At 61.4% G+C, this 22830-nt stretch carries 17 protein-coding genes and 2 CRISPR repeat arrays; of the genes, 7 read left to right on the top strand and 10 right to left on the bottom strand.

The annotated features are described in order from the left end of the window. The first annotated feature begins 84 nt into the window (after positions 1 to 84). The 5 genes from GXP39_02285 to cas4 all read left to right on the top strand — a co-directional run bounded on the left by GXP39_02285 (position 85) and on the right by cas4 (position 3567). Positions 85 to 1083, top strand: coding sequence for a CRISPR system precrRNA processing endoribonuclease RAMP protein Cas6 (locus GXP39_02285; protein NOZ26864.1), 999 nt, complete (start codon positions 85 to 87; stop codon positions 1081 to 1083). Positions 1084 to 1144: 61 nt separating this feature from the next. Further along, the gene (locus tag GXP39_02280) at positions 1145 to 1504 is read left to right on the top strand and encodes a four helix bundle protein (GenBank protein NOZ26863.1); all 360 of its coding nucleotides are present in this window, start codon (positions 1145 to 1147) and stop codon (positions 1502 to 1504) included. A gap of 47 nt (positions 1505 to 1551) precedes the next feature. Then, on the top strand, positions 1552 to 2583 hold the full coding sequence (cas1, locus tag GXP39_02275; protein NOZ26862.1) for a CRISPR-associated endonuclease Cas1: 1032 nt from the start codon (positions 1552 to 1554) through the stop codon (positions 2581 to 2583). A 127-nt stretch (positions 2584 to 2710) separates the two neighbouring features. Continuing rightward, on the top strand, positions 2711 to 2968 hold the full coding sequence (gene cas2, locus GXP39_02270; protein NOZ26861.1) for a CRISPR-associated endonuclease Cas2: 258 nt from the start codon (positions 2711 to 2713) through the stop codon (positions 2966 to 2968). 14 nt (positions 2969 to 2982) lie between these two features. After that, complete coding sequence (gene cas4, locus GXP39_02265) at positions 2983 to 3567, top strand: CRISPR-associated protein Cas4 (GenBank protein ID NOZ26860.1); 585 nt, start codon at positions 2983 to 2985, stop codon at positions 3565 to 3567. 172 nt (positions 3568 to 3739) lie between these two features. After that, a CRISPR array of direct repeats spans positions 3740 to 4887; the repeat unit is 38 nt; unit sequence GTTTCAACCCCACCCGATCCGCACGAGGATACTGAAAG. Between the two features lie 37 nt (positions 4888 to 4924). Then, positions 4925 to 8114: a CRISPR direct-repeat array (repeat unit 38 nt; unit sequence GTTTCAACCCCATCCGATCCGCACGAGGATACTGAAAG). A 621-nt stretch (positions 8115 to 8735) separates the two neighbouring features. On the opposite strand, the gene GXP39_02260 is transcribed toward cas4, so the two are convergent. From GXP39_02260 to GXP39_02250, 3 genes are all read right to left on the bottom strand, one after another. After that, positions 8736 to 9845 carry an ABC transporter ATP-binding protein gene (locus GXP39_02260; GenBank protein NOZ26859.1) on the bottom strand — a complete coding sequence of 370 codons (1110 nt, stop codon included), beginning with the start codon at positions 9843 to 9845 and terminating at the stop codon, positions 8736 to 8738. Between the two features lie 105 nt (positions 9846 to 9950). Further along, a complete protein-coding gene (locus GXP39_02255) occupies positions 9951 to 11627 on the bottom strand; it encodes an iron ABC transporter permease (protein NOZ26858.1) in 1677 nt (558 codons plus the stop codon). Positions 11628 to 11839: 212 nt separating this feature from the next. Further along, positions 11840 to 12727 carry a Fe(3+) ABC transporter substrate-binding protein gene (locus GXP39_02250; protein ID NOZ26857.1) on the bottom strand — a complete coding sequence of 296 codons (888 nt, stop codon included), beginning with the start codon at positions 12725 to 12727 and terminating at the stop codon, positions 11840 to 11842. 462 nt (positions 12728 to 13189) lie between these two features. On the opposite strand from GXP39_02250, the gene GXP39_02245 reads away from it, so the two are divergent. Together GXP39_02245 and GXP39_02240 are read left to right on the top strand one after the other, a co-directional pair. Further along, a complete protein-coding gene (locus tag GXP39_02245) occupies positions 13190 to 14251 on the top strand; it encodes a hypothetical protein (protein NOZ26856.1) in 1062 nt (353 codons plus the stop codon). 10 nt (positions 14252 to 14261) lie between these two features. Continuing rightward, positions 14262 to 15065, top strand: coding sequence for a M55 family metallopeptidase (locus tag GXP39_02240; GenBank protein NOZ26855.1), 804 nt, complete (start codon positions 14262 to 14264; stop codon positions 15063 to 15065). 174 nt (positions 15066 to 15239) lie between these two features. Here the strand turns inward: GXP39_02240 and GXP39_02235 are convergent, their stop codons facing one another. From GXP39_02235 to GXP39_02205, 7 genes are all read right to left on the bottom strand, one after another. Next, the gene (locus GXP39_02235; protein ID NOZ26854.1) at positions 15240 to 16367 is read right to left on the bottom strand and encodes an amidohydrolase family protein; all 1128 of its coding nucleotides are present in this window, start codon (positions 16365 to 16367) and stop codon (positions 15240 to 15242) included. Further along, positions 16367 to 17713: a glutamine synthetase gene (locus GXP39_02230; protein ID NOZ26853.1), complete on the bottom strand. Its 1347-nt coding sequence runs from the start codon at positions 17711 to 17713 to the stop codon at positions 16367 to 16369. Before GXP39_02230 ends, GXP39_02235 begins: the two co-directional genes overlap by 1 nt. Before the next feature lie 78 nt (positions 17714 to 17791). After that, positions 17792 to 19012 carry an ABC transporter substrate-binding protein gene (locus tag GXP39_02225; protein ID NOZ26852.1) on the bottom strand — a complete coding sequence of 407 codons (1221 nt, stop codon included), beginning with the start codon at positions 19010 to 19012 and terminating at the stop codon, positions 17792 to 17794. Positions 19013 to 19095: 83 nt separating this feature from the next. Then, the gene (locus GXP39_02220) at positions 19096 to 20154 is read right to left on the bottom strand and encodes a branched-chain amino acid ABC transporter permease (protein NOZ26851.1); all 1059 of its coding nucleotides are present in this window, start codon (positions 20152 to 20154) and stop codon (positions 19096 to 19098) included. A gap of 2 nt (positions 20155 to 20156) precedes the next feature. After that, positions 20157 to 21056, bottom strand: a complete 900-nt coding sequence (locus tag GXP39_02215) for a branched-chain amino acid ABC transporter permease (protein ID NOZ26850.1) — start codon at positions 21054 to 21056, stop codon at positions 20157 to 20159. Between the two features lie 4 nt (positions 21057 to 21060). Further along, a complete protein-coding gene (locus GXP39_02210) occupies positions 21061 to 21765 on the bottom strand; it encodes an ABC transporter ATP-binding protein (protein ID NOZ26849.1) in 705 nt (234 codons plus the stop codon). After that, the gene (locus GXP39_02205; GenBank protein NOZ26848.1) at positions 21765 to 22565 is read right to left on the bottom strand and encodes an ABC transporter ATP-binding protein; all 801 of its coding nucleotides are present in this window, start codon (positions 22563 to 22565) and stop codon (positions 21765 to 21767) included. The genes GXP39_02210 and GXP39_02205 overlap by 1 nt, the downstream gene beginning before the upstream one ends. Positions 22566 to 22830: the final 265 nt, after the last annotated feature.

Genomic DNA, 22830 nt, shown 5'->3' with positions numbered 1-22830 from the left:
CCAGGACATGGAACACATAGCACACCAGATGCTCCACGCGCTACGCTTCACGCCACACACAACCCGATCCGACAGGAGGATACCATGACGACCTGTGGGCTTCCCCAGCTCACCAGCCACCATCTGTGCATCGAGGTGCGAGCGCAAACGCACATCGCCTTCGGCCGCCAGCCGGGCGGGCAACTGCGCGGCGCCCTTTTCGGCGTCCTGCGCCACCACTACTGCCCGGCGCCGGACGATCCCGATCCCGGCCACTCCGCCATATGCCCCGTCTGCTGGCTCCTGGCCCGCGAGGACGCAGGCTGGTGGCGCGGCAACACCCCTGTGCGCCCCTACACCATTGAGCCGCCATTGCCCGATCCCCACAACGGCCGCCCGCCCTTCCACTATCGGCCGGGCGAGACGTTCACCTTCGGCATCACCCTCTTCGGCACGGCCGTGAACCTGCTCCCCTACCTGATCCTGGCCATCCCGGAGATGGGACGCGTCGGCGCGGGACGACGACTGCCACAAAACAAGGGCCACCGGGGACGCTTCACCCTGGTCAACATCCGGTGCATCCACCCGCTCACCGGGGAAGAGCAGCTTCTCATGGGCGAGGGGGGATCCACCGTGCAGATCCCGACCCTCCCCGTGGCCACAGCCGATATCCAGGAGGCGGCGGACCGCATGCTCGCCCGAATCAACGGCAGAGTGCGCTTGCACTTCCTGACCCCCACCCGCATCATCGCACGAGGTCGCCAACGGATCCGCCGTCCGCTGTTCCGCCCCCTCTTCGGCCGGTTGGTGGACCGAATCGAGGGGCTGGCCCGTGAGTATGGCGACATCGGCGAGATCGACGTGAAGCCAACCCTGGAGGCAGCGGAGCACGTGGAGCTGATCTGCGAGGACACCGTGTGGGTCGACCTGTCTAGCCACTCCTCCCGCACAGGGCGATCCACCCCCATCGGCGGATTTATGGGATATGCCACCTACATGACGAAAGACTGGGCCCCCCTCCTCCCGTGGCTCATCTGGGGCACCCTGACCCACGTGGGAAAGAACGCGGTGAAGGGGGACGGGTGGTACGAGGTTAGCGGTTAGCGGTTAGCAGTTAGCTGCCAGCAGGTAGCAAGGAGAGGGGGGATCAATGCGCAACAGGAGGATTAGAAGTTATCGTGATCTAGAAGTGTGGCAGCGGGCGAAAGCTCTAGCTGTAGAGATCTATCGCATCACGGAGTCCTTCCCTCGGCGTGAGCAATATGGCCTAACTGGTCAGGTTCGGCGCGCTGCGATCTCAATCCCCTCTAACATCGCGGAAGGGCATGTAAGACGGTCGGATAAAGTGCTCGCCAATCACATCAATATAGCCCTTGGCTCAGCCGCAGAACTCAGTACGCAGCTCGATATCGCTCTGGATGTGGGATATCTCCAACCCGAAGATTATCAGCCCCTTCAGGATGAGCTACAAGAGATTACGAAAATGCTTTTCGGCCTCCTGGCCACGATCACCGGCAAGCGCTAACCGCTACCTGCTGCCGGCTATCGGCTACCTGCTGTCCGGAGGACACCATGCCCATCATCCGACATCTGATCGTTGACGAGTTTGGCACTTTCATCCGCAAGCACTCCGGCCGCCTTCAGGTCGAGCGACTGAAGACGGGGGAGAAACTGACGCAGGCGCCGCTCATCCACCTGGAGCAGGTCCTCATCGGCTCCAACGGGGTGAGCATCAGCGCGGATGCCGTACGCGCCTGTGCCGAGGCCGGCATCCCCATCCACTTCATGAGCAGCCGGGGAACCCCCTACGCCTCCCTGGTCTCCGTCGGGCTGGTGGGAACCGTGCAAACTCGCCGCTCCCAGATGCTGGCCTACCACGACGCTCGCGGCCTGCACCTCGCCCGGGCGTTCGCCACCGGTAAGATCGAGAATCAAGCCCGCTTGATCCGCTACGCCGCCAAATATCGAAAGGAAAAGGATCCCGATCTCTACCAGGAGCTCCAACTGCTGGCCAGCGAAACGCTGGATCATCTGGCAGAGGTGGAGCAAGCCCAAGGCAGCCGTGTGGACGACGTGCGCTTCCAGTTGCTGTCGGCCGAGGGGCGGGCCGCGCAGAAATATTGGGCCGCCATCCGCCTACTCCTCCGAGATCAGATGGACTGGCCCGGACGTCGGGGGCGAGGCGCCAAAGATCCGATCAACATGGCGTTGAACTACGGATATGGCGTGCTCTACGGCCAGGTCGAGCGGGCGATCCTGCTGGCCGGTCTGGAGCCATACGCCGGGTTCCTCCATGTCGATCGGCCGGGCAAACCCAGCCTGGTGCTGGACCTGATCGAGGAATTCCGAGCACCGGTCGTAGACCGGACCATATTGAGCATCGTCAACCGGGGCATGGGCATTGAGACGGACGACCAAGGATTCCTCACACAAGAGACGCGCCGGATGATCGCCGAGCGGGTATTGGACCGCCTGGACCGCCCCGAGCGGTACGAAGGGAAACGCCACAAGCTGGGGGCCATTCTGCAAACCCAAGCCCGTCACCTGGCTACCTATCTGCGAGGTGAGCGGGAGACATACACGCCGTACCTGGCGAGCTGGTAAGCGGGGTGGTGAGTCAACGAATCGGCGAGTCAGCGAATCAGCGAGTCAGCGAGTCAGCGAAATCGACGAGGCGCCCCGCATCCGGCGCCCGTCCGTGACTCGCCATCTGCCCTTCTCGGAGGTCTCCATGCCCTGCCTGCTGGTATACGACATCCCTGACGATCGGATACGCACGAAGGTCTCCGATTTGTGTCTGGATTATGGCCTGGATCGCATCCAATATTCCGCCTTTGTCGGTCAGTTGAACAAGACATATCGGAAAGAGCTCATGGCCCGGATCCGGAGGCAGGTTGGCCGAAAGGCGGCGAAAGTACAATTGATCTACGTCTGCAACGAGGATTGGGCGCAGCGGATCATCATCGAGCAAGAGGAGAAGCGCAAATAGCAGGAGATCATTTCATGAACGAGTCCTGGATGTTGCAGGCAGTCGATTTGAAGCAGTGGACGTACTGCCCTCGAATCGTCTACTACGCCTACTTCATGCCCTCCATCCGCCCGGAGACTTATCTGATGATCGAAGGGAAGATCGCACACGAGGAGGAAGAGCTACGCGAGGTAAGGCGAAGCCTGCGTCGGTACAGGCTGGACAAAGCGCGGCGACATCTACGAGTAGAGGTACAAGATGCAGACCTGGGCGTAAGCGGCCGAATCGACCTGGTACTGCAGTTGACAGGTGAAATAATTCCTGTAGAATACAAATTGGATACGAACCGATTCCAACAGCATCATCGTGTTCAGCTCGCAGTATATGCGCTTCTATTGGAGGCCAATGGCTGGACTCCCATCCGGCGAGGCTTCCTATATTCCATCCGGACCAAGCGGGCGGAGGAGGTCCGGATGACCACGCGACTGAAGTCTCGGGCGCGGACGATGGTCTCGGAAGTGCGGGAAATGATCGCTTCCGAGCGTATGCCAGATCCACCCCGCTCGAGAGGGAAATGCGTGAACTGTGAGTTCCGGCGATTCTGCAACGATGTGATATAGGTTCGCAAATCCCCCGGGGGTTCGGGACAAAAAAGGATTTGCGAAGAATCAGGTTCGATTGGACTGCACCTTAACATACACGGAGTGATAAAAACGCTCGTAGAGGCTCTGAGAGCCGTTTTTCAGAGGGAAAGAGGCATTTTCATACCCAAGAGCGTTGCGAAGATGAGGGGTTTCAACCCCACCCGATCCGCACGAGGATACTGAAAGCGTTCAAGGCCTACGTTAGGGCGGAATGGCTGGACGTTTCAACCCCACCCGATCCGCACGAGGATACTGAAAGCGAAGCCCTACCCCCAGACCGCAGAGCCCGCATCTTGGTTTCAACCCCACCCGATCCGCACGAGGATACTGAAAGCGGACAGATCCGGAACTGTCCCCGATAACGTCAGCGCAGTTTCAACCCCACCCGATCCGCACGAGGATACTGAAAGGGAAACGTCCGGGACCTTGCCCCACTGATCCACGAGAGGTTTCAACCCCACCCGATCCGCACGAGGATACTGAAAGTTGTCAATGCAGGCAGGCTCCGAGCAGCTCGTGCGCTGTTTCAACCCCACCCGATCCGCACGAGGATACTGAAAGAGACTGGGGAGCCTACGCTTTGCTCCTAGTAAAGGAGTTTCAACCCCACCCGATCCGCACGAGGATACTGAAAGGTTGGCTTGGGTAGGGCAAAGGGCGACTAGCGCCGCAATGGTTTCAACCCCACCCGATCCGCACGAGGATACTGAAAGCGTCATCCGCCCAGACGCCCCAGGTATCCTTGTCCGTTTCAACCCCACCCGATCCGCACGAGGATACTGAAAGTCCGTAATGTTACTGCCCGGATCAGCGAAGGAGACGTTTCAACCCCACCCGATCCGCACGAGGATACTGAAAGTGGAGCGATCTACGTCGCAAAGGCCATAGCTCACGGCGCTGTTTCAACCCCACCCGATCCGCACGAGGATACTGAAAGAACGAGTAGGGCGAAATCCTCGTAGCACGCTTTACGTTTCAACCCCACCCGATACGAGGATACTGAAAGAGGGATTCAAGGGCAACACCAGGCCAACGGTTGAGGAGTTTCAACCCCACCCGATCCGCACGAGGATACTGAAAGATTCAACTCCTCGTAGTATGCATGTCGCCGCTCCTGGTTTCAACCCCACCCGATCCGCACGAGGATACTGAAAGAGATCGGTTCATGCTCCCGCTCACACCGTATGTGGACGTTTCAACCCCACCCGATCCGCACGAGGATACTGAAAGTGCAATCGCGGGCATTCTGGAGAGCCCACGCCCGCCGTTTCAACCCCACCACGAGGATACTGAAAGAGGGATTCAAGGGCAACACCAGGCCAACGGTTGAGGAGTTTCAACCCCACCCGATCCGCACGAGGATACTGAAAGGGCGAAGGTCCTTGGCAGGCCACCAGAGGAAGCGGAGGGTTTCAACCCCACCCGATCCGCACGAGGATACTGAAAGCCTTGGGAGAATACGTCCAGATGATGGGCGTATCGGCGTTTCAACCCCACCCGATCCGCACGAGGATACTGAAAGGGGATTCCAGGATGTCCCGAGCGTTGGCGATGATCCGGTTTCAACCCCACCCGATCCGCACGAGGATACTGAAAGGGATCGGCCGAGCTCTCGCTCCAGCTCTTCCTTCGGCGTTTCAACCCCACCCGATCCGCACGAGGATACTGAAAGTAGGCCCACGTCCAGCCGCTAATTGGGATAAGCTCATTGGTTTCAACCCCACCCGATCCGCACGAGGATACTGAAAGCCGGGCGGAATTGGCGCGTCGCGCGAAATCCTCACCTAGTTTCAACCCCACCCGATCCGCACGAGGATACTGAAAGCGTCCGGATGGTCAGGGGAAGAGAGACAGTGGCTGTAGTTTCAACCCCACCCGATCCGCACGAGGATACTGAAAGAATTCCTGGTCAGCCCACATGACGATACGGCCATTCGTTTCAACCCCACCCGATCCGCACGAGGATACTGAAAGCCGAACACGTCGACTAGCAACCTGATCAGGGTGTTCGTGTTTCAACCCCACCCGATCCGCACGAGGATACTGAAAGGCGCGTTGCGCCGACGTGGCCTTGAGGCGCAACGCTGGTTTCAACCCCACCCGATCCGCACGAGGATACTGAAAGCGGCTCCGCGGAATGCCTGGACGATGAGGCATGCCTGTTTCAACCCCACCCGATCCGCACGAGGATACTGAAAGCCGGAGATGATCGCCGAGATCCGTATGGCCGTGTGGGGTTTCAACCCCATCCGATCCGCACGAGGATACTGAAAGCACACACGGCACGTCATGACTGCAAGGTCCTTGCTGGTTTCAACCCCATCCGATCCGCACGAGGATACTGAAAGCTGGTATCCCGCCGACGAAGCGGAACACCGGAAGCACGGTTTCAACCCCATCCGATCCGCACGAGGATACTGAAAGGCGGGACGTGCTTCGGCAGGGCTTGCTCACGATCCCGGTTTCAACCCCATCCGATCCGCACGAGGATACTGAAAGTCCACAGGATGTAGAGGGCGATGAGCTCGATGTCCAGGGTTTCAACCCCATCCGATCCGCACGAGGATACTGAAAGGATTCCTGGAGCTGGCCGCCGATCTTCAAGAGCGATCCGTTTCAACCCCATCCGAGCACGAGGATACTGAAAGCGCTATCCGACATCCTGAATGCCAAGCATGAAAACGTTTCAACCCCATCCGATCCGCACGAGGATACTGAAAGTTCCAGACGCGTAGACGGCGCCGAAGGCATGGGGAAGGGTTTCAACCCCATCCGATCCGCACGAGGATACTGAAAGGCAAACGACGTCGTGCCTCATTGCGTGCCACGTCGAAGGTTTCAACCCCATCCGATCCGCACGAGGATACTGAAAGGCGGTATCATATTGACTGCGCGCTTCATCATCTGTCGTTTCAACCCCATCCGATCCGCACGAGGATACTGAAAGCTCACTCCCGTGGTTCTTAACGACATTCTTTCCTCTACGTTTCAACCCCATCCGATCCGCACGAGGATACTGAAAGGCCCACTGACGCCGACATGATCAGCGTCAATCGGCGTTTCAACCCCATCCGCACGAGGATACTGAAAGCGCTATCCGACATCCTGAATGCCAAGCATGAAAACGTTTCAACCCCATCCGATCCGCACGAGGATACTGAAAGCGATTTGTGTGGCCGCGCTGTTTTGCTGTGTTTCGCGGTTTCAACCCCATCCGATCCGCACGAGGATACTGAAAGAGTTGGGCTCAATCACGGCGAATAGTTTGACCTTCATGGTTTCAACCCCATCCGATCCGCACGAGGATACTGAAAGGTGGGTGGCGGCCGCGAACTCGATTTGGACGCGGCTTGCGTTTCAACCCCATCCGATCCGCACGAGGATACTGAAAGTTTTCAGCGAACCACCTACGCTAGATGAGTTGGAAGAGGGTTTCAACCCCATCCGATCCGCACGAGGATACTGAAAGTCTTGAACCGATGCTCCTTCGGCTGCGGCAGTGCATAGTTTCAACCCCATCCGATCCGCACGAGGATACTGAAAGGCCAATTAGGTGAGCTTACCCTATACCACTGCTTTACGGTTTCAACCCCATCCGATCCGCACGAGGATACTGAAAGGTCCATGTCGAACTGGGCGGGGATCATGACCTCTTCGTTTCAACCCCATCCGATCCGCACGAGGATGCTGAAAGACAAAACGATGGTAGAGATGAGTAGGGAACTCTATAGGGTTTCAACCCCATCCGATCCGCACGAGGATACTGAAAGGCGAGCTGGTGACTCGCGTGGGGCAAGATGATGATGTTTCAACCCCATCCGATCCGCACGAGGATACTGAAAGACGCCTGTGATGCCTTAACAAATGCCATACGTAATGCAGTTTCAACCCCATCCGATCCGCACGAGGATACTGAAAGCATGATAAGGAGCGTGAGATCCCTGGCATACGAGCTGCGTTTCAACCCCATCCGATCCGCACGAGGATACTGAAAGGGTAGACGGCGAAAGGGGTGGGTGCGATGATGATGCCAGGTTTCAACCCCATCCGATCCGCACGAGGATACTGAAAGCGCAAGCGCTTCGGCTCCCCCGTCTTCCGATTCCACTCGTTTCAACCCCATCCGATCCGCACGAGGATACTGAAAGGGCAATGTTCACGTCTAGTGTGTACGGCCGCGACGGGTGTTTCAACCCCATCCGATCCGCACGAGGATACTGAAAGCGATGATGAGACGATCATCGGCGCCGCTCTGCAAATGTTTCAACCCCATCCGATCCGCACGAGGATACTGAAAGGGCCGGGCCGGTCAGCACGGCCACCAGCGCCCCAAGCGGTTTCAACCCCATCCGATCCGCACGAGGATACTGAAAGTTTCATCGTGAGTAGATCAGGGAGCTTGAGCCCGACGAGTTTCAACCCCATCCGATCCGCACGAGGATACTGAAAGGTTTGATCTGTTTCCGGATAACCTCCGGGTCCTCGGTTTCAACCCCACCCGATCCGCACGAGGATACGGAGCGAGTGGGCGAGTGGGCGAATGGGCGAATGGCGAATCATTGGTTGTCCACAATCAGCGGTCTTCCAATGGTTGGGTTCAGGAAGTTCTATGCTGTCGGCGGTGGCTTGGCGGTTGTCCTCGTGTCTGTTCCCTTCCCTTCCGAGGGAGCAGGATTCACGTGCCCTCGCTGACTCGCAGATTCGCTGACTCGCTCCCTTCAATCCCACCCGATCCGCACGAGGATACGGAGCTGTTTAGCGGTTAGCTGGTAGCAGTGAGCAGTGAGCTCCTTCGTGCTCTCGAGGATCATGAACAAACGGGTGAGTGATGAGCCCACAAATGAATGGCTAACCGTTTGGTCCTGGAAAAGAGCGGGTTAACAGCCGCAGCGCGCTGTAAAAGCTATCGGCGAACCGCTACCCGCTGTCGGCTGTCTCGCCCGATCCGCACGAGGATACGGAGCGAATGGGCGAATGGGCGAATCTTCCCGAAGGACTCGGCCGAGGTCAGGCAGGTCGAAGGCAAAAGAAGTGCTTTTTCCGGAGGGGCCCCGCACAGCAGAAGCAACGGCATTTTTCAGACACACCCTTACACTCCGGAGTGGTCCCGCTGGGCCCCCAGGCCATTGAAGAGTTCCAGTCGTTCAAGCCACAGCCCGCCCGTTCACGAAGCAAGTGAGGGGGTGACCGGGGGTCAGTTCCACACGCACAGCCGTGCCCGGCAGGTAGTGTTCTGTGTGCAGCGTCAAACAGTGGACGATCTGCCCTGAGGGCAGGACTACCCGGTGCAGGTGGTGCATCCCCTGAAAGATGCGCCGCTCCACACGGGCCGATGCCTGAGGATCAGGGTGCAAAGTCAGATCGTCGGGCCTCACCAGGACGTCTACCTGGGTTCCGGGAGGCAAAGGTGGTCGCTGAGGTAGGAAGCCCAACTCGGTTTCCAGACCTTCGGCGGTGACTCGGGCTGATAGAAAGCCGGTGTGGCCCATAAACTCGGCGACAAAACGGGTAGCCGGATTGTGAAAGACCTCTTCCGGGATTCCCATCTGCTCCAGCCGCCCCGCGTTGAGGACCGCCACCCGATCGCCCATGAACAATGCCTCCTCCTGGTCGTGGGTGACGAAAAGCACGGTGGTGTGCACGGCTTTCAGGATATCTCGAATCTCCTCCCGCACCTGGGTGCGCAAGCCAGCATCCAGATTGGAGAAGGGTTCATCTAACAATAACACCTCGGGCTGAGGGGCCAGCGCCCGTGCCAAGGCAACCCGCTGCTGTTCACCGCCAGAGAGCTCGTGAGGATAGCGGTTGGCCAGGTGGGCCAACTGCACCATGTCCAACACCTCTCTTATCCGCAATGCGCGGGCTTCGCGGTTCCATCCTCGGAGTCCGAAGCCCGTGTTATCGGCTACCGTCATGTGAGGAAACAGCGCGTAATCTTGGAACACCAGACTAACCTTTCGCGCTTCAGGGGGGAGCCAGACTCCTGCCCCTGCCGCCAGTCGGCCTCGAATCGCGATGAGTCCCTGGTCTGGGACCTCCAACCCGGCGATGAGACGCAAGATGGTGGTCTTGCCACAACCGCTGGGCCCCACCAGGGCCAGCAGCTCACCGGGAGCCACATCCAAAGAGAAGTTGTCTACCGCCACTACATTTCCAAACCGTTTGGTAATGCCAGAAAGGGAGAGGGCGTGTTCCGTCGATGGGGCAAGGGTCTCCACAAAGGAAGGAACAGGGGCGTGCCTGTGATCATGCATGTTCCGTTCTCCTCGTATCGCGGATGTATTCTAGGGAACAACCATCCCCGCCCGGGAAAGTGGCAAGGTGAGCTTTCACACGAGTGGACATTCCATACCTCCCCCTCAGCCCTCGTGGAGAGGGTTGCTGGCTTCTCTGTTAGGATGATGCAGCAAGGGCCCGGAGCGGCTGCCCAGTGTAGCGGCACGTATCAACAACACTACGGGTAGAAGCCCAGCCACCACAATGGTGAGGGCGGGCAAGGCTGCGCTGTCCCACAACGACTCTGAGACGTCTTGCCAGACGCGGACAGCTAGCGTATCGTAGCCGAAGGGGCGCAGCAAAAGGGTCGCCGGCAACTCCTTCATGACGTCTACGAACACCAGCACCGCCCCGGTGAACATCCCGGCGCGGATCAGGGGCAGGTGGATGCGCCATAGCACTCTCCCTGGTGAGGCGCCTAGGGTACGGGCTGCTCCCTCCATGCTGGGGGTGACCTTCTCCAGGCTTGCCTCCACGCTGAAATAGGCCACTGCCATAAAGCGCACCACATATGCGTAGATCAGGCCGATGATAGACCCGGTGAGCAGTAGGCCAGGGGCCCCCTCCCACCATCGCCCGGCCAGATCGTTCAGCACATGATCCAGAGCTGACAGAGGAATCAGCACCCCTAAGGCGATGACCGCTCCCGGAACGACATACCCCATCGTCGCCCATCGAGCTGCGAGCCGGGTCAGACGCTGGCCGCTCAGACGCACCCCGTTGGCCAGCACAACGGCCAGGATTACAGCAATACCCGCCGCGGCCCCCGAAAGGACCAGACTGTTGCGGGTGAAATCCCAATAAAGGGCATCCAGCGCTCCCGGGGTCCGGCGAGTCACCTCACCTGCGGCCCACACCAGCAACTGTCCCACCGGCAACAGAAAAGCCACGCTCAGGACCAGCGTGCACATAATTGTTGCCGCCCATCCCCTCCAGCCGGAAAGGCGCATTGGGGTGATCCCCTGGCCGCGGCCGCCCGCCTGGTAGTAGCGGGCACGTCCCCGTAGACGGCGCTCCAACAAGATGGCCGCCAGAGCGAAGAGCAACAGCAAGCCTGCTAACTCCGTCGCTACCTCCCGCTCCATCATCCCATGCCAGATGCGGAAGATCCCATCGGTCAGTGTCGGGAAATTGAGGAAGCGGACGGTGCCTAGATCGGTCAACACCTCCATCAGGACCAGTGATAGGCCAGCGACGATGGAAGGACGGGCCATGGGGAGCGCCACCCGACAGAAGGCCTCCCAGCGGCCGTGGCCTAAGGTGCGGGCCACCTCGAAGGTAGCGGCCGCCTGCTCGTGAAAAGCGGCTCGCGCCAGCAGGTACACGTAGGGATAGAACACCAGGCTCATGACCACCACTACGCCACCGCCGGAGCGAATCTCGGGGAACCAGGCACTGCTGCCGAACCAGGCACGCAACGCGGTCTGCACCGGTCCCGCGAAGTCCAGAGTGGCCATGAAGACAAAGGCCAGCACATAGGACGGCATAGCCAGCGGCAGGATAAGCAGCCAGTCGAAAAGCGTCCGGCCAGGAAACCGATAGCTCACCACCAGCCATGCCAACCCCGTGCCCAGAACCAGAGTGCCCAAGCCCACTCCTACCAGAAGCACCCCCGTGTTGCTGAGCATCTCCGGCAGTCGAGTGGCCCAGAGATGGCGCCATACCTCAGGGGTGGGAGAAAGGAGCGCCAGCACAACCACAACAATAGGCAACACCACCAGCGAGGCGATGAGCAGGCTCAGAGCCGACCACACTCCCATGTGATCGCCGACTACTGAACGTCGATTGCCAGGAATGACCGCCGACCACCATGAGCGGACAGCGGACGCCAGACGTGGAACGCTGAGTGGACTTCGAAGTTCGACTTGCATCATCCGCTGTGAGTTATCGGCCCTCAGTCGCTGGTCACGAGTCGTCAGTCGTTGGTCGTTGGTCAGCACTGGCGCTCTTCCTCCTTGGTATCGATAACCGCTTACTTGTACCCCACCTCGTCCATCAGCTTGATGGCAGCCGCCTGCAGGCGACCGAACTCACCCACCGGGATGGTGTCCGTCTTGAAGGCGCCCCAGGCAGCGATCAAGGGATGAGGCTCTACCTGGGGGTTCACCGGGTACTCGAAGTTCCCATCGGCGAACATATTCTGGCCGGGACCGCTGAGCCACTCCAGTAGCCGGATGGCGTTCTCCACGTTTCGGGCGTAAGTGGTCACCCCACCCCCGCTAACATTCACGTGTACTCCTCGATCGTCCTGGTTGGCCCAGAAGGGTTTAACGGGGAAGTCCGGGTCCTTATTCACCAGCCGGGCCAGGTAATAGTGATTGACAATGGCCACATCGCATCCTCCGGCCGCGACCGTCTCCAGAATACGGGTGTCGCTGTCAATATAAGTGGGATTGTTGGCCACCCACCCCTCTACGACCTCTCGGGCCTTCTCTTCGCCATGCGTCGCGATCAGGCTGGCTACCAGGGCCTGGGTGTAGACCTTGGTCGAAGGACGGAAGCACATCCGATCCTTCCACTTGGGATCCGACAGCGCCTCGTAGGTGGAGAGCTCCTCAGGCTTAACCCGGTCCGGGTGGTACATGATGGTGCGCACCCGCAGAGACAAGGCAAACCAGCGGTTTTCCGGATCCCGGAAGTGGGCAGGAACGTTTTTCTCCAGCACCTCCGATTGAATCGATTGCAACAAGCCCTCTTCGGCCGCTAGCCATAGATTCCCCGCATCCACAGTGAACAGGACGTCTGCAGGTGTATACTGCCCCTCAGCCTTGAGGCGCTCGCGGAGTTCCGTGTCTTTGCCGAAAGTGAACCGCACCTCGATCCCCGTCTCCTTCGTGAATTGGGCAAAGGCAGGCTCCATCAATCCGTAGTGCCGAGCGGAATAGACGTAAACCACCGGCTCCTCGACCACTCTCTCCACAACTCGCGTGACCTCCACGGGAACGGTCTCGCGGACGATTTGCGGTGTCGGTGCGGCCGTTGGCACGCACGCTATCAATAGCAATCCCACGGCAGTGAGCAATGCAACGGTTACTTTAGCGTTCACAGGTAAATCCTCCTTTGGATGGTATGAGCTCCCAGATTGGCCCCCTTTACATCCAAGAGGGTCGAGAATAGACGATAGAAGAGAGTCGATCTGGCACCAGACGCTGCTCCAGGCATATTGCTATTGCAAATCATTCGCATCTATATCATACTTTAACCGAGTAACATGCTTGCGTCAAGGCCCCTGGGTTAAATCTGTTGTTTACAAGTGTAGAAATTCCTTTTTCAACCAGGATCAGAAATCATCTCAGCCAAATATCAAAAGTGGAGAAAAGCCATGAAGTTCCGCCCGGACATCGACGAGGTCCTGGACCGCCAGAGGCGGTTCTTTGCCGGGCCGGGGACGGGGAAGATCCTGATCCAGGTGGAGATCCCCACGCACGTTGAGGAGGCAAGCCGCCCTCTGGAGACATGGAGGTTCCCGGACGAGTGGAAAGACTACATCGACTCCTGCATCGATCGGGCAGAGAGGGCGTTCGAAAGGAGGCTCGGCATCCCGGACGATACGATCCCGGTGCTCCGCCCCTGGTTTGGAATCCAGGAGTTCAGCTCATTCCTGGGAGGCGAGGTCAAATTCAGCGGGAATACGAGCTGGTGTAGCCCGATCCTGGAAGAGGGCTACGCGGGCCTGGAAAACCTGCAGGTGCAGGAGGCTCCGTGGTTCCGCATGCTGCTCGACGCGATGGCGTATCTGGGGGAGAGATCCCAAGGGAGATGGAAACTGGCGCTCCGGGGCGCCTTTCTGCCCATGGATCTGGCGAACGCCCTCCGGGGCAATGACTTCTTCACCGACCTCATGCTGGACAGCGATAGGGCCCATCAGCTCCTGAGAAGATGCACCGAGCTCATCTTGGAGTTCTGTCGAAGGCAACTGGAGATCGTGCGACGTTACCAGGAGGATCTCTTCATCGCCTTCAACCTCTGGATCCCCCACGACGCCTTCGGCCACTTCTCGAACGACGCCTCCAGTATGTGCTCCCCGGAGACATACCGGGAGCTCGGGGCGCCGTATGACCAGGGGGTCCTGGATCGCTTCCCGGGCGGCGGAGCCATCCACCTGCATTCGGCGGGGCTCCACGCCCTGAAGGAGTTTCTCGCCCTCCGCAACCTGCTCCTCCTGGAGATCACCGACGACCCCAACGCCCCCAGGGCATACGACAGGCTGGAGGGGATCGTCGAAGCAGCCCGGGGGACGCCCCTCCTGATCTACCTCACCCCCGACGAGCTGCGGGAGAAGGCGAAAACCCTACGTAAGGGGAACGTCATCGTCAAAACGAGGGCGGCGAACGAAGGCCAGGCCAGGGAGATCATCGCGTTCGCACGTCGCATCTGGAGATAGGACGGACACCATGGGACGGAACAAACGGAGAGTACACGTGCTGTGCGATCTGGAAGGCGTCAGCGGGGTGGTGAATTTCGACGCCGATTGCGCCCCCGGCCAGCCCAACTACGCCCGATCCCTTCGCCTCGCCACCGAGGAGCTGAACGCCCTGATCCGTGGGCTCCGCAAAGGCGGGGCCGATGAGATCCTCGTCCTGGACGGGCACGGCGCAGGCGGGCTTGACATCGAGCTGATCCGGGAGGAGGCCGACATCTACCTGGGACGCCCGATGCGCCCCCCCTTCGTCCTGGACCGGGGATGGGACGCGGCCGTGCTGTTCGCCCACCACGCCATGGAGGGAACCCCCAACGCGAACCTGCGCCACAGTTGGTCGCACAGGACCATCGAGGAGTGCACCCTCAACGGCCAGCCCATCGGCGAGATCGGCTGGATCACGTACACGGCCGGATATTTCGGCGTCCCGGTCGTCCTGGTCACCGGGGGAGACAAAGCCTGCGCCGAGGCGAAGGGGTACGCGCCGTGGATCGAGACGGCCGTCGTGAAGGAGGAGCTCGACGTAGCCGTGGCGATCTGCAAGCCCCCGCCCGTCTCGCAGCGAATCATCGAGGAGGCCGCCGAGCGTGCCATGCACAGGATCGCGGAGGGCAGGCCGGCCCTCCCGCCGCCTCCCTACCGGGCGACGCGCAGGTATGTGGAAGCCCGAATGGCCGGCGCGTTCTGCAACGCCCGGCCGTGGGCGCAGCGGGTGGACGAGAAGACCATCGCCGTGGAAGCGGATGACTTCCTGGAGCTATCCAAGGCGTTCCTCTAGCTCGACAGAGGGGCTCGCATGCAGGCGAGAGCACCGCTGAAGTTATGAGGACACACGGCAGCGGCGCTCGAGATGAAGACACCGGCTGAGATCGAGATCTGACACCAAGGGGCGTGGCCGCCCGCACAGGGATGCCACGCCCCTTCGCTTTATCCGATCCATTCGCACACGCGGCTACAGGCCGTACAGAGCTCGGGCGTTGCCGTTCAGGATGCGTTGGGCGGCCTCCTCCGCCTCATCGAAACGAAGCCAACCCGCGTCGATCAACGACTGCAGCGCCCGGGCCAGCTCCCGTCTCCCCAGTTGCGCTGCCAGCCAGAACAGCTCCGGGATGCTGAACGCGTCCGAGGCATACAGCACCTTGCTGATGGGAGCCAATCCCAATAACTCGTCCAGGACGGCGGGGATGTCGCCGGCCGCAAAGGGGACCGCCAGGGACATATCGGCGAAGACGTGGGCGTACACGCTGGCCAGATACGCCGTCTCCCGCACGTAGGGGTACCCGGCGTGCAGGATCACGATCGGGACCCGCGAGTACCGGCCGGATTGCAACACCCACCGCAGGTGGAGCGGATTGGCCTGCAGGAGATCCACGTCCCGATCCCCGAAGCCCGCGTGGAACTGCACGGGCATCTCCTGACGTTGCGCAATGTCCAGCGCCAGGAGCACCAGGCGATCGCACAGGGGCTTATGCGCCAGCCGGATCCCTTCCCCCCGCTCGACCTGGGAGCGCAAGCGGCGGAACCCTTCGACCGCAGCGTCCTCCTCCGGGGGGGCGATCGCCAGGCCGGTGCGGTAGGCGACGATGCTCTTGAGCGCCACGTGGCCATCCGAGCGCGCCCGCTCGATCCTGTCCACGAAGGCATCGAGGAAGGCGGAGAAGCTCGCGTGCTCGCGAATCAACTCCTCCGCCAACGTCTCGAGTCGCAGGATCGGCTCGACCCGACATCCCGTCGCCGCGCCCAGTTCCTCCAGGCTCAGGTTCTCCTCGCCGCGGAACCCATAATCCACCAACAACGTCTCGATCCCGGCGTCCGCGAACAAACGACGCGCCAGATCATCCGGGGGCAGATCCCGCCGGGCGGCCAACACTGCCTCGGCGGTGGGCTCGCACCCCAGAAACTCGGAGAGGCGGCGCACCGCCCACCGGAAGAAGACCGTGTGAGGGACGTGGCGCGCCACCTGCTTGGGATCGTCGCTCTCGGTGAACAGACGCAGATAGGCCGGCAGCGTCCTCGGCTGCCGGCGTAACAGCGAGTGCACATGATGATCGACGATGGGGATCGCGGTGAGGTCCAACATCAGTACCGTGCCAGCAACAGGCGAACTTCCTCCTCGTGGGACATATCCTTCATCCCCTCCCACTCGGCACGGCGCACGGCCAGGAAGGAGCGGGCCAGGTCCGTCCCCAGGGCCTCCAACAACACCTGATCCGCCTCCAGCGCCTGAATCGCCTCACCCAACGTGGTGGGCAGCGGGTGGATCCCCCGGCGCTCCCGTTCCTCGTCGGAGAGATCGGCGGGATCCATCTGCACTGGGTCCCCCAGCGACATCTGGTTCTCCAGCCCGTCCAGGCCGGCGATGATGGTGGCGCCGAGGGCCAGATAGGGGTTGCAGGAGGGATCGACGGTCTTGAGCTCGATCTGGGTGAGGGGACGGTGAACGTCGGGTTGGGGCACCCGCACGGCGCCCTCCCGGTTGCCATACCCCCAGCAGGTAAACGCGCCACTCCAGAAGCGGGGGCGGATGCGCTTGAACGAGTTGGTGCTGGGTACCGTCAGCGCCATCAGGGCCGGCAGGTGATGCAGAATGCCGGCGATGAAGGAAGCCGTCTCCGGACTGATGACGGTGGGATCCTGCGGGTCGGCGATATAGTTCCGCCCCTCACGCCAGAGGCTGAGGTGCAGGTGGGCGCCACAGCCGGCCCGGTCGGGGAAGAGCTTGGGCACGAAGGAGGCCAGGAGCCCATTTTGCTGCGCCACGGCTCGGACCGTCTCCCGAAAGACGATCTGCTGATCGGCGGCGGTGAGCGCATCGGCGTAGCGGATGGGCATCTCGAACTGGCCGGGCCCCGACTCCGAATAGACCATCTCCACTTGGATACCCTGATCGGCCAGGGCGTCCGTGATGTCATCGATGACCGGCGCGGCGCCGTCCAGCGCGGCCGTCTGGGCGAAGACCGTCTGGTCCAGCGGCTGGGGCTCGCCCTCCGAGGGATGCAGCAGATAGAACTCGTTCTCGAACGCGGCCATGATCCGCCAGCCCAGGTCGCGAGCCCGGGCGATGGCCCGGCGCAGGAAGGAGCGAGGGCAGTGCCCCCATGGCTCCTCGCCATCATAGATATCGGTCAACACCCGGGCATGGCCGGGCGCATAGGGCAGCGGAGAGAAGGTGCTCCAATCCGCCCGCATGTAGACCTCCCCGGCGGGAGTGAGCCCGGAGCCGGCGGAGAGCGCATCGTACATCACGGGAAGCGCCTGCTGCGCCGCCGCAATGCCCACCCCCAGGCCGTCTAGGTGATCCTCCAGGAGGGCCACATGCACCGCCTTCGCCCGGATCACGCCGGCGTTATCGCACCAGATGAAGCGGACGAACCGGACATCCTGAGCTTGAATCGCAGCCAGAACGCGATTTCGCAGATCGGACATGAAGACTCACCTCGACTCTGACGAGAGACAGGAAGGGCCGAGGACCGGTCGACCCCGATCCTCGGCCCTGAATCACGCTTACGGCGTAATCTCCTTGACGAAGGAGTACTTGCCGTCCTGCACCTGGATGATGGAGACCGACTTGGTCGGCTTGCGCTGGCCCGGCGGATAGGTGATGACGCCGGTCACAGCGTCGAAGTCCTTCGTCGCGGCCAGGGCATCGCGAATGGCCGCGGGATCGGTCGAGCCCGCCCGACGGATGGCATCGGCGATGAGGTTCAGCGCGTCATACCCCAGCGCGGCGAAGGCGTTCTCCGGCGGCCGACCGTATTCCTCGGTGTAGGCCTTCACGAAGTTCTGCACCTTGGGGCTGGGGTTGTCCAACCCGGCGTGGGTAGAGTAGTAGACGTCATCGGCCAGATCGCCCGCCACCTCAGCGATCAGCGGCGTATCAAAGCCATCTCCGGACAGGATCGGCTGTGTCAGGCCCGCCTCCCGGATCTGCTTGGTGGTGATGCCCGCCTCGTTGGGGATGGCCGACACGAAGAGGACGTCCGGCTGCGGGTCCAGCTCCTTCAGACGAGCAATCTGGGCGGAGAAGTCGGTGTCGCCGGACTGGTAGATGTCCTCCAGAAGGATGGTACCGCCCCGCTCCGTGAAGCGCTCCTTGAAGAACTTCGCCAGAGCGGTGGTGAAGTCATAGGCCTGGTCGACCAGCATCCAGGCGGTCTTGGCCCCCAGGTCGTCGATGGCGAAGTCGGCGATGGCGTACGCCTGGGCGTCGTCCCCGAACGGGACCATGAAGAAGTAGTCGCCGATCTGCTCAGGCAGGGTGGGCAGGGTCGCGCCGGCCGTGACGAAGGGGATGCCCGCCTTCTGAGCGATGGGACCAGCCGCCAGGGCGAAGGTGGAGTCGTTGAGGCCGCCGATGGCGACGACCTTGTGGACGTTGATCATCTCGGAGACGGCGTTGGTCACCGTCGTCTGATCCGTCTTTCCGTCAATGGCGACGAGCTCGATGGGGCGACCCAGCACACCGCCGGCCTCATTGATCTGCTTGGCGGCCAGCTTCATGCCGTTCAACCCGGGCGCGTCGATGGAGGACATGCCGCCGGTGACGTTGTAGATGGCACCGATCTTGATGGGCTCAGCAGCCGCCTCTTCCTCCGCCGGAGCCTTCTCCTCGGGCTGCTCGGCAGCGGGGGCCTGAGCCGGCGCGGGTGTGACAGGAGCACACGCGGTCAGGACAAAGGACAGAACCAGCAGCCAAGCGAGAAACCGTGGGATTCGACGCAACATAACACCCTCCTCACTAGGATCATGCCACACGGACATACTGAAACCCGGAGCCCGTCGACCCCGGTGGGGGATCAAATTGAGCATCAAGAGCCGCTCTGCTGAGCGGGGACCGGCCCCTCCACCTCCTCACCGCCGAAAGCCCAGCGCCGGAGCCAGCGGGGCCACGTCAGCTCCCGGCCTCCCAACAACCCTTCACGCCGGAAGATCATCACCAGCATCACCGCGATGGAGATGGTGACCTGGCTAAGTCCGTACAGAGGATGTCCTCCCACGGAGACCGAGGTCTCGATCCGGCGCAGGAACTCCGGCGCCAGCGTCATGAGCACGGCCCCCACGACGGAGCCGGTGATGCTGCCCATGCCGCCCACCACCAACATCACCACCACGTTGAACGTGATCAGAAAGGAGAAGGAGTTCGGCGTGATGGCGGTGATCAGGTGGGCCCATAGAGCCCCGGCGATGCCAGCGAAGTAAGCGCCCACAGCGAACGCCAACTGCCGGATCCGAAACACGCGAACGCCGCGAGAGGCGGCGGCGAGCTCATCCTCCCGGATAGCGATCATCGCCCGGCCATAGGGGGAGTGGACCAGGCGCCAGATGACGTAGAGGGTGATGGCCATCCAGCCATAGGCCCACCACAGGTTCGTGAACGCCGGGAGGCCGTTGATCCCCTTGGCCCCCCGGGTGAAACGCACCCAATTGTTGGCAGCCACGCGCACGATCACCATGAGCCCCAGGGTGGCGACGGCCAGATAGTGCCCGCGCAGACGCAGGACGGGCACGCCGATGAGCAGCGCAACCGCCGCCGCCAGGATCCCGCCCAGGATCGTGGCCACAGGGAAGGGGACCTGCATCTGGCCAAGCCAGGTCGGCAGATCCGACATCAACATCTCCTTGGAGGCGACCGGAAGCGTCAGCACGGCCGAGACGTAAGCTCCGATGGCCATGAACGCCGCGTGCCCCAACGAGAAATCCCCGGTGAAGCCATTCGTCAGGTTCAGGCTCACGGTCAGGATGATATGGATGGCCACAACGGCCAACACCCGCTGATAGTAGTCGTTCAGGGTCCCCTGGGCGACGGCGATCAGAACCACGCCCAACAGAAGAGGGAAGAAGGCCAAAAGGCGGGCACGGTTCCACACGATCAGTCTCGCTCCTCAGATGTGGTACGTAGCAACCCCTGGGGGCGAACCAGCAACACCACCAGGAGGAGAATGAACACGAACGCATCCCGATAGCCGGAGAAGCTCGGCGGCAGGAAGCCCACGAAGAAGATCTCGGAGAACCCCAGCAGGTATCCCCCCAACACCGCCCCCGGTATGCTGCCGATCCCACCGATCACCGCGGCCACAAACGCCTTCAGCCCCGGCAGGAACCCCATGAAGGGATCCACGGTACCGAACTTGCCGGCCCAGAAGAACCCGGCGATGGCCGCCAGGGCCGAGCCGATGGCGAAGGCGGCGGCGACCACCTGCCCGATCGGGATGCCCATCAGCCGGGCGGCGTTCAGGTTCTCCGAGCACGCCCGCATGGCGATCCCCACCCGGGTGCGGGTGACGAAAAGGGTCAGCAGGAGCATGAGCAGCAGCGCCAGGCTCACCGTCAACACGTCCAGCGTGGAGAAGCTCACGCCGGCCACGGTGTGTCGCTGCACCCATTCCGTGGGAAGGCGAAACGAACGAGGCTGGGCGGTGATCGTCATGGTAACGCCGTTCTGGATGATGGAGCTCACAGCCAGGGACGTGATGAGCATGGCCACCTCGGGCGCCCCTCGCAGAGGGCGATAGGCCACGCGCTCGATCAGGATGCCCAGCGCGCCGATGACGATCATCGGGATCAGGATCACCAAGGCCAGCGGGACGAACTGGTGAAGGAGGAGCGCCAGGGCCAGATAGGCCCCCAGCATCATCACATCGCCGTGGGCGAAGTTGATCAGGCGCAGGATGCCGTAGACGATGGTAAGCCCGATGGCCACCAGGGCGTAGATGCTGCCCAGGTTCAGGCCGTTGATGACCTGCTGCAGGATGTAGCTAGACGAGTACAAAGGGCTATCCTCCCAGGTAGGCTTCCTTCACGGCCGGATCATCCGCCAACTCCCGCGCCGGCCCCTGAAGCCGGATCTGTCCCGTCTCCAGCACGTAAGCCCGGTCGGCGACGTGCAGGGCCTGATAAGCGTTCTGCTCCACCAACAGGATCGTGACGCCGCGCTCCCGCAACAGCCGGATGACCTCAAAGATGCGAGCGACCACCAGAGGGGCCAGGCCCAGGGAGGGCTCATCCAGCAGCAGGACCGTGGGACGGCTCATAAGCGCCCGGGCGATGGCCAGCATCTGCTGCTCTCCGCCGCTCAACGTGCCCGCCCGCTGATTCCGGCGCTCGGCCAGGATCGGGAACAGCTCCTCCACCCACGCCCGGTCCTGCAGGATCGCCTGCCGATCCTTTCGATGGTACGCCCCCAGGATCAGATTCTCCGTCACGGTCAACTGGGCGAAGATCTGACGCCCCTCCGGGCAGTGGGAGATGCCGGCCCGCACGATCTCATGGGGCGCCATCCGGGTCAGATCACGCCCCTTGTAACGCAGGGTCCCCTGCCGGGGACGCAACAACCCTGAGATGGTCATCAGCGTCGTGGTCTTCCCGGCGCCGTTGCTCCCCACGATGGTGACGATCTCCCCTTCCTCGACGGAGAGGGAGATCCCTCTGAGGGCATGAATGTGCCCATAATAGACGTGGACGTCTTCCAGCTCTAGCATCAGTGGTATTCCATCACCTCTCGCTGTCCCAGATATGCCTCGATCACCTCGGGATGGTTCTGGATCTCCTCTGGCGTGCCCTCGGCGATGACGGCGCCGTAGTTCAAGGCCTGGATGCGCTCGCAGACGTTCATCACGACCCGCATGTTGTGCTCGATGAGGATAATGGTGAGATCGAACTCATCGCGGATGCGCCGGATCAGCGCCATGAGCTCTTCCGTCTCGCTGGGGTTCATCCCGGCCGCGGGCTCGTCCAACAGGAGCAGACGGGGGCGCAGGGCCAGCGCGCTGGCCATCTCCAGCTTGCGCTGGAGCCCGTAGGGCAGGCTGCGGGCCGGGACGTCCTGATAGGCCTCCAGGCCGAAGAGGCGCAGCAGCTCGCCGGCCTCCTCGTGTAGCACGCGCTCACTCCGACGGAAGCTCGGGAGCCCCATCAGGGTCTCCCACAACCCCGCCGATTGGTGCATCTGCAGGCTGATCCGAACGTTCTCCAGCGCGGAGATAGATGGAAACAGGCGGACGTTCTGAAAGGTTCGGGCGATGCCCAGTCGGCAGATGGCCTCGGGAGCCAGGCCGGTGATATCCCGATCACCGAAGAGGATGCGGCCCTGCGTCGGCTTCAAAACACCGGTGATCAGGTTGAAGAGGGTGGTCTTCCCCGCGCCATTGGGCCCGATGATCCCCAGTAACTCACCGGTATAAAGCGTCAAATGATAATCGAGTAACGCTTGAAGGCCGTGAAAAGCTTTACCAAGACCGTGAATCTGCAAGAGGACAGGCGAGGATGCAGTCGTGTGCATAACGTTCTCATCATCGGCGTGCTGGAATGAGGCGACACATCCCATCACCGTTGATGAGACTCGCAATCGGCACCGGTGCCTTAGATGAAATGGAAGAGGGTTTCCCTTAGTGGGAGATTATAACATCAATACCTATGAAAAGCAATTGTGAAATCCTTACAAACCCCTTGACGCCAGGTTGGGGATTATAACCAAGGCAGCCGCTGAGAGCGGTCCCCCTCTCTCCCGGGCAACAGTTCACGACTATGCTAACGGGAAGAATCGT

The organism is Chloroflexota bacterium (genome assembly GCA_013152435.1).
Classification (GTDB): Bacteria; Chloroflexota; Anaerolineae; order DUEN01; family DUEN01; genus DUEN01.
The sequence above is the reverse complement of the archived record's forward strand: the minus strand, read 5'-3'. Positions and strand labels throughout refer to the sequence as shown.